Annotated in this window: 9 protein-coding genes; 4 read left to right on the top strand and 5 right to left on the bottom strand. The window is 66.6% G+C overall.

Annotated features, from left to right (window positions below):
- The 5 genes from IG04_RS0141565 to IG04_RS0141545 all read right to left on the bottom strand — a co-directional run.
- On the bottom strand, window positions 1–331 hold a 331-nt coding region (locus IG04_RS0141565), incomplete at its 3' end, for a DUF305 domain-containing protein (RefSeq protein ID WP_030482255.1).
- Window positions 332–386: 55 nt separating this feature from the next.
- Window positions 387–761 (bottom strand): DUF6153 family protein, encoded by a 375-nt coding sequence (locus IG04_RS0141560; protein WP_144065804.1) that lies wholly within the window; start codon window positions 759–761, stop codon window positions 387–389.
- A 26-nt stretch (window positions 762–787) separates the two neighbouring features.
- Complete coding sequence (locus IG04_RS0141555; RefSeq protein ID WP_030482253.1) at window positions 788–2044, bottom strand: MDR family MFS transporter; 1257 nt, start codon at window positions 2042–2044, stop codon at window positions 788–790.
- Window positions 2041–3162 carry a PLP-dependent cysteine synthase family protein gene (locus tag IG04_RS0141550; RefSeq protein ID WP_030482252.1) on the bottom strand — a complete coding sequence of 374 codons (1122 nt, stop codon included), beginning with the start codon at window positions 3160–3162 and terminating at the stop codon, window positions 2041–2043. The genes IG04_RS0141555 and IG04_RS0141550 overlap by 4 nt, the downstream gene beginning before the upstream one ends.
- A 106-nt stretch (window positions 3163–3268) precedes the next feature.
- Window positions 3269–3661 carry a hypothetical protein gene (locus IG04_RS0141545; protein ID WP_144065803.1) on the bottom strand — a complete coding sequence of 131 codons (393 nt, stop codon included), beginning with the start codon at window positions 3659–3661 and terminating at the stop codon, window positions 3269–3271.
- Between the two features lie 297 nt (window positions 3662–3958).
- Between IG04_RS0141545 and IG04_RS0141540 the strand changes: the two genes are divergently transcribed.
- The 4 genes from IG04_RS0141540 to IG04_RS46135 form a co-directional block, all read left to right on the top strand.
- Window positions 3959–4966, top strand: a complete 1008-nt coding sequence (locus IG04_RS0141540; protein ID WP_030482250.1) for an NlpC/P60 family protein — start codon at window positions 3959–3961, stop codon at window positions 4964–4966.
- A gap of 148 nt (window positions 4967–5114) precedes the next feature.
- Window positions 5115–5696, top strand: coding sequence for a M23 family metallopeptidase (locus tag IG04_RS0141535; protein ID WP_245816759.1), 582 nt, complete (start codon window positions 5115–5117; stop codon window positions 5694–5696).
- Window positions 5697–5803: 107 nt separating this feature from the next.
- Window positions 5804–6535, top strand: a complete 732-nt coding sequence (locus IG04_RS0141530) for a F510_1955 family glycosylhydrolase (protein WP_051771998.1) — start codon at window positions 5804–5806, stop codon at window positions 6533–6535.
- Between the two features lie 297 nt (window positions 6536–6832).
- Window positions 6833–6955, top strand: a 123-nt coding sequence (locus tag IG04_RS46135) for a DUF4396 domain-containing protein (protein ID WP_030482247.1), incomplete at its 3' end; no start/stop codon positions are given.

Genomic DNA, 6955 nt, shown 5'->3' with positions numbered 1-6955 from the left:
TCGGAGAGGCACCCCACTTGGAGAGCCACGCCGTCATCGTCTTGATCTCCGGGTCCTGCGCACCCTCGATGCGCTTCGCGAGATCGGTCACCTTCGGGTTCGTGCTCTTGCCTGGGACCATCTTGGCCATGTCCAGCGCCTGCTGGTGGTGGGCGATCATCTCCTGCGCGAACTGCACGTCGTGATCGTTGTGATCCGCCGCCTGCCCGCCGGAAGCCGGGGTCGACGCAGCCGTCGAGTTGTGCTGCATACCGGCCATGTCGTTACCGCCGCTGCACCCGGCGACCAGCGCGACAGTCGCGAAGCCGGCGACGATTAGAGACTTCCTCATTGGTGGTTCTTCCTTCTGTGCTGGGAAAGTGACTTGCCTCTGGGGACCGGGCCGATCACAACCTCAACACGCACAGGGAACTGAGTAAGTCGCGACCGCCCCTGGGTGGCGGTCGGTTGGGAGCGCGCGGCCACGGCGCCGACGCGAAGACGCGACCCGTGATCGGGCGTGCCGCGCGCAGCAGCAGCCACACGAGCAGGAGCAGCGATACGACGGCGCAGAGCACAGCGACGCACAGGTGCAACATCTCGTGCGTCGGCTGCGGTGCTGGATCCTCGGACGGCGGCGCGTGGTGAGCGCTCGTGGAAATGGACCCGTGCGTGGGCGACATGTCGTTGCTCACGTTGACGTGGTGCATCCCGACGACACCGAGGAACAGCGCGCACAGCAGGACCCACTGGGTCGTCCTGCTGTGCGCGCCCATAGCCATGTAACTACCGTACCTAGTAGGTCGCATCACTGCTTTCTACGGGTCAGCGCTCCAACCGGTTCAACGGCAGCAGGCACGCGGTTGAGCGCGCGCAGACTCCAGGCGCAGAACAACCCAAGTGCCGTCAGAGCCAACCACGGCAACGCAGGCACCCCCGCTGAGCGCGCCATGTCGAGCGCGGTGCCGGTGAAGAGGTTGCCGGCGAGGATGCCAACGCCCACCACCGTGTTGTAAAGCCCGTAGTGGGTGGCGACCAGCCGATCGCCCGACAGCGCCACGATCGTGTCCATCTCGAACGGAAACACGACCATCGTGCCGAACGCGATCAGTGTCGCGGACAACAGCACCGGCACGAACAGCAGCGGTCCACTGGACGGTGTGGGCAGTGCCAACGGGAGGAAGGCCACAGCCAGCAGCAGCATCCCGATCACCAGCGATCTGTCGGTGCCGAACTTGCGCCGGAACCAGCCCGTGACGCGCAGCTGTCCGACGATGGCCAGCACGCCGGAGACGGCGAACAACGCGGCGACCAGCACGGTGCCGCTGACACCGTCACCGGCGACGCGGCGTGCCTCCAGCGGGAGCGCCAGGTAGATCTGGAAGGACAGCACGTACGAACCGACCATCGCGGCGGCGAACAGGACGAACCTGCGGTTCCCGAACACGCTGCGCCAGTCCTGAAGCACGGAACTGTCGGAGCGAGTAGTCGCCTTGCGTGCCGGAAGGGACCTGATCTGCAGCACGGTGAGCACCGCGAACACAACGGCAGCGACCGCGCAGGTCAGCGAGAAGTCGACGCCGGTCAGCACCAGGCCGATGAGCGGGCCGACGAGGATTCCGGTCTGATAGAAGACGTTGAACAGGGCGAACGCCTCGACGCGCCGTGGTCCGGCGTCGTTCGCCACGTAGGCGCGCACCGCCGGGTTGAACAGAGCGCCGGCGAACCCGGTCGCCGCCGAGGCGATGATCAGCGCGGGCAGCGTGTCCACGAAGCCGAGCAGCCCGAAGCCCGCAGTCCGCAGGGCGCAACCGGCGACGATCAGTGGTTTGTACCCCAACCGGTCCGCGAGCGTCCCGCCGATGAGGAACATGCCCTGCTGGGCGAAGTTCCGCACACCCAGGACGAGTCCGATCGCCAAACCGGTGAGCGCGAGCTCGCCGGACAGGTAGACGGCGAGGTAGGGCATCAGCATGTAGAAGCCGACGTTGATGCTGAACTGGTTGAGCAGCAGCAGTTGCACCGGCCGGTCGAACGACCGGAACTGCCGAATGATGTTCGTCACGACTGATGCCTCGTCGGGTCCGCGACACTCCTGCAACGCGTCCACCCGGTGACCTCGCGATCGCTGGTGGCGAGGATCTCCTCCGGATCGGGACTCGGAGCCGTCACGAGCAGTTCGTTCGCGGCGCAGTAGGTGTCGTTGTAGATCGTGTCGAAGTACCGCTGCGGACCGTCCGGGAAGACCGCCGCGACGCGTACATCGGGGTCGTGGGTGCGGGCAAGCCAGCTGGACACCACCGCCACCGCGCCGACGCTCCACCCGCCGCTGGCGTGGTGCCGGGAGGCGAGTGTGCGGCAGGCCCACACGGACTCGGCGGGGTTGACCCAGTGCACTTCGTCGAACGCCGGGTAGTCGACGTTGCGCGGGAAGATGCTGGATCCCAGGCCACGCATGAGGCGCGGCCGCGCGGGCTGGCCGAAGATCGTCGAGCCGATCGTGTCGACGCCGACCAGCCGCAGGTGGGGGAAGTACTCCCGCAGTACGCGTGACACTCCTGCGGAGTGCCCGCCGGTACCGACGGAGCACACGAGCACGTCGACGCGGCCGAGTTGCGCGACGAGCTCCAGCGCGAGCGACTCGTAGCCCGCCACGTTGTCCGGGTTGCTGTACTGATCCGGGCAGTACGAGCCGGGCGTCTCGGCGAGGATCTGCTCAACGCGGTCACGCCGTGCCTGCTGCCAGCCACCGGTCGGATGCGGAGCCGGCACGAGATCGACCTGGGCGCCGTGCGCCTGCAGCATCTGCTGCACGATCGGCTCCATGCCGGGATCGGTGACCAGCGTGACCGGGTGGCCGTAGACGATGCCCGCGAGCGCGAGCCCGAGGCCGAGGGTGCCGCTGGTCGACTCCACGATGGTGCCGCCGGGTGCCAGCTCACCTCGTTCACGAGCCTTGGCGACCATGTGCAGTGCCGGGCGGTCTTTCATACCGCCGGGGTTGAAGCCTTCGAGCTTGGCCCAGAACCCGTGCGGAGACAGGCCGGACAGGTCGTCGATCCACTGGACCGGGGTGTTGCCGACGACCGATGCCGGGGTGTGGCAGAGCGGTGCGGACGACGACGTGAGCATGCGTGCGGGAGGAACGGCCAGCGTGCTGGGCTGGCTCTGGGTGACGAGCATGGTGTCCTCAAGTTGTGCGCGTGGTTCGGAAGAGATGACCGTGGGCAGCACGAACTGGCGAAACCGGTGTTGTTGCAGGGATTTCGCCTGCACTGCTGCGCGCTGATCAGTTCCGCGCGACGCTGAGGAGGACCAGGAGCTGACGACCCGGTCTGGGCGGACCGCTTGCGCCGACCCAGAAAGCGGTGTCGAGTCCACGGGGGACGGTGAAGGTCTTGTTGTCGGGACTGGCCGGAACATCGTGAGTGAACTGCACCTGCCACGCCGTGTCGTCCGGGCGATGCAGAGCACGGTCGAGCGCGGCCTTTCGGTGGACAGGCTCGCGGTCGTGGTGGCAATGGTCGGAAGGCGCATGTTCCGCGGCATGCGCGTGGTTGGGCCTGTGCGCATGGTCTTCTGCGGAGCAGAACGTGCTCAGGACGAAGAACGACAGCACGGCGAGCACGACGGCCAACGCCGTCGATCGGACGCCACTGAGTGTCGCCGTCTGGATCCGCACGGTTACGAACATATCGCGATCGTGATACGGGCGGGAATCGCTCAATCGTGTCCATAGTGGACACATGATCACCTGTAATGCCGTGTTTGCCCTGGACGATCCACATGGCGTGGCGATGCGTGGCTACGTTCGCTGTCAAACGTGAATGTCGAAGTCGCAGGGAGAATCGCGAGCCTTCCGTGTTCCGGGTCACACCCGTGACCTACTAGGCCATCTAGTAGACAACGCCGTGATGTTGCCGTAATTTGCGCCAAGGCATCGGGGGAGGCCTGTTCCCGACTACGGAGGTAACGCGACGTGACGTCGCATCGACTCAAGCTCGGCACACGAGGCGCACTGGCGGCTGCGGCGGTTCTGGCGGTGGTCGGCAGCAACTCGGGTTCGGCTGGTGCCCAGCCCGCAGACGATCCGGTCGAGCAGTACGAGGAGCTGAGCGGGCAGGCGGAGAAGCTCAACGACGATGTGCTCAAGGCGCAGGAGAACCTCGACGCCAAGAAGGCCGAGCTGAGCAAGGCCGGTGCGGACCTGAGCCAGGCCAGGCTGGCCGAGGAGCAGCTGCGCGGTCAGGTTGATGTGCTCACGGAGGTCACCTTCCAGGGCGCGCGGTTCAACGGGCTTTCGGCCCTGCTCGTCAGCGACTCCCAGCAGGACTTCCTCAACCGCATGTCCGCGCTGGAAGTGCTGGCGGCCGACAACGCGGAGTCGATGGACAAGCTATCGGCCGCGGTGGCGCAGGCGAACGACGTTCAGCAGCGCGCCGAGAAGGCGGCCAGCGAGGCGACGGTCGTCGCGGAGGACTTCAAGAAGCGCAAGTCCGAGCTGGACGGCCGCATCGGTGAGCTCCGCAAGGCGGTGAACAACCTCAGTTCGGCTCAGAAGGCCGGGCTCGGGTTCGGTCAGGTGAAGGACACCGGCACCTACCTGGGACCGCCCGGTGCGGCCAACGCGGCCCTGCAGGCGGCGCTGTCGAAGCGGGGCTCGCAGTACCAGTGGGGCGGCAACGGTCCGAACGCCTTCGACTGCTCCGGTCTGACGAAGTGGGCCTACGCGGCGGCCGGGGTCACGCTGCCCCGCGTGGCGGTGGACCAGTATCGCGTCGGCAGGCCGGTGGCCCAGAATGAGCTCCAGCCCGGTGACCTGGTGTTCTACGACGACGGCACGGGCAACCCGGCCGCGATCCACCACGTCGCCATGTACGTCGGCGAAGGCAAGATGGTGGATGCGCCGACCGAGGGACAGCTCGTCGACGTGCGTGCGATCCGCGGTGACGGCCACTACATCGGCGCCCGGCGGATCGTCGGCTGACTCGATGTCCCGACACGCGAGAACCGCCAGATCGACCTGCTTCTCGACTCACCTGTTCATCACCGGCATTGCCGCTGGCGCCGCAGCGGCAGCGTTCCAAGCCGATGTCGCCCCGCAGAACGAGCCTGTCCAAGCACAGGAACAGGTCTTGCTGTCGGCCAATCTGTCCGGTGTGGACGGTGTCGGTGGTGCCGGCGCCGGGCCGAACCTGCTGGGGGTTCGCCGGCCTGGCCACGACGAGGTGGAGCAGCTCAACAAGAGCCTGCGCATCACCGCACAGCGAGAGGCCGCAGCGGCCGCACAGCGCAAGGCCGAGTACGAGGCGGAGCAGGCGCGGAAGATCAAGGTCTTCGCACCGACGCAGGGCGCGATCACCTCCAACTACGGTCCCCGGTGGGGAACGACGCACTACGGCCTGGACATCGCCAACCGCATCGGTACGCCGATCCGGTCCGTGATGGACGGCGTCGTCACGGACGCCGGACCGGCCAGCGGGTTCGGGCTATGGGTCAAGATCGAGCACACGGACGGAACCACGGCCGTGTACGGCCACATCAACAGCTACGCCGTGCGCGAAGGGCAGAAGGTGAGCGCCGGCCAGGTCATCGCTCAGGTCGGGAACCGCGGCATCTCCACCGGCCCGCACCTGCACTTCGAGATCTGGGACCCGGCAGGCAGAAAGCTCGATCCGTTGGCGTGGTTGCAACAACATGGAGTGCGGATCGCATGAGTCGCATGTGGAAACTGGCAGTCCCGGTCCTGTTGCTCACTGCAGCCTGCGCGAACCCCACACCGGCAACTCAGGATCCGCCCGCTCCTCCGGCAACTCTCGCGCACGTGCACGGTCTCGGTGTCAACCCCGCTGACGGCATGCTGTACGCGGCGAGTCACTTCGGCGTCTTCACCGTGCCCGCCGACAAAGCTCCCGAGCGCGTGGGTGACCGAACGCAGGACACCATGGGCTTCGTCGTCGTGGGCCCGAACCACTTTCTCGGCAGCGGTCATCCCGATCGGCCCGAACCGGGTACCGCGCCGCACCTCGGTCTGATCGAGAGCAAGGACGCAGGCCGCACTTGGCAGACGCTCTCGTTGAAGGGTGCAGCCGACTTCCACTCGTTGGAGGTCAAGCACAACCGCGTGTACGGCTACAACAGCCAGAACGGCCAGCTTATGGTCAGCGAGAACCAACGCGACTGGGACACCCGCGGCCGCGTCGCGATGGCCGACTTCACGGTCAGTCCGGCTGACCCGGACGTCGTTCTGGCCACCACGCGAGAAGGTCTGGTGCGCAGCACGGACGGCGGCAGGACGTTCGCAGCCGCGGCGGGCAGCCCGCGACTGGTGCTTTTGGACTGGAGCGAGGGTGAGGTCGTCTTCGGTGTCGGGATGGACGGGATCGTGCACGTGAGTGGGGATTCCGCTGCGACGTGGACGGCAAAGGGCCGGGTCACCGGGACGCCGGCAGCGCTTGCCGCCAAGGGTTCCGCGGTGTACGTCGCGACGGAGTCCGCCATCCACGCCTCCACCGACAGCGGCGGCACATTCACGCTTCGCCAGGCGCTCAAGTAAGCGACAGCACGAACGTGCTGTCTATCGTGATCGACCGGCGATCACCGCGGTCCCCACTGGATCGATCGACCCGCGGTCAGCGAGGGCATCGCCGGATTTACTGATCGGTGACGGCGAAGCGAAGGCCAGGACATCTGCGCTCTGAAGGGCTGTGGCAGATGTGTGCCTCGATGGTGACGACGCCCACTGTCGATCTTCCGGCAAATTGCCTTGACACCCTCGGGGGGTATGAGCGTATCTTCACACAGCATACCCCAGTAGGGTATGTGAGCCGAGGGCAAGGCGAAGGAACGGGTCATGGATCACGCTGGGGCGCAAACAAGTCTGACGAAGCTCGCCATCTCCGCGACGCTGCACTGCCTCACCGGCTGTGCGATCGGTGAGGTGCTCGGCATGGTCATCGGCACCGCGCTGGGCTGG

The organism is Lentzea albidocapillata, from assembly GCF_000719115.1.
Lineage (GTDB): Bacteria > Actinomycetota > Actinomycetes > Mycobacteriales > Pseudonocardiaceae > Lentzea > Lentzea albidocapillata.
The sequence above is the reverse complement of the archived record's forward strand: the minus strand, read 5'-3'. Positions and strand labels throughout refer to the sequence as shown.

Excerpts from the sequence above, each read along its gene's own strand:
- IG04_RS0141560 (WP_144065804.1), bottom strand. The coding sequence starts at position 761 with ATGGCTATGGGCGCGCACAGCAGGACGACCCAGTGGGTCCTGCTGTGC.
- IG04_RS0141550 (WP_030482252.1), bottom strand. The coding sequence starts at position 3,162 with ATGCTCGTCACCCAGAGCCAGCCCAGCACGCTGGCCGTTCCTCCCGCA.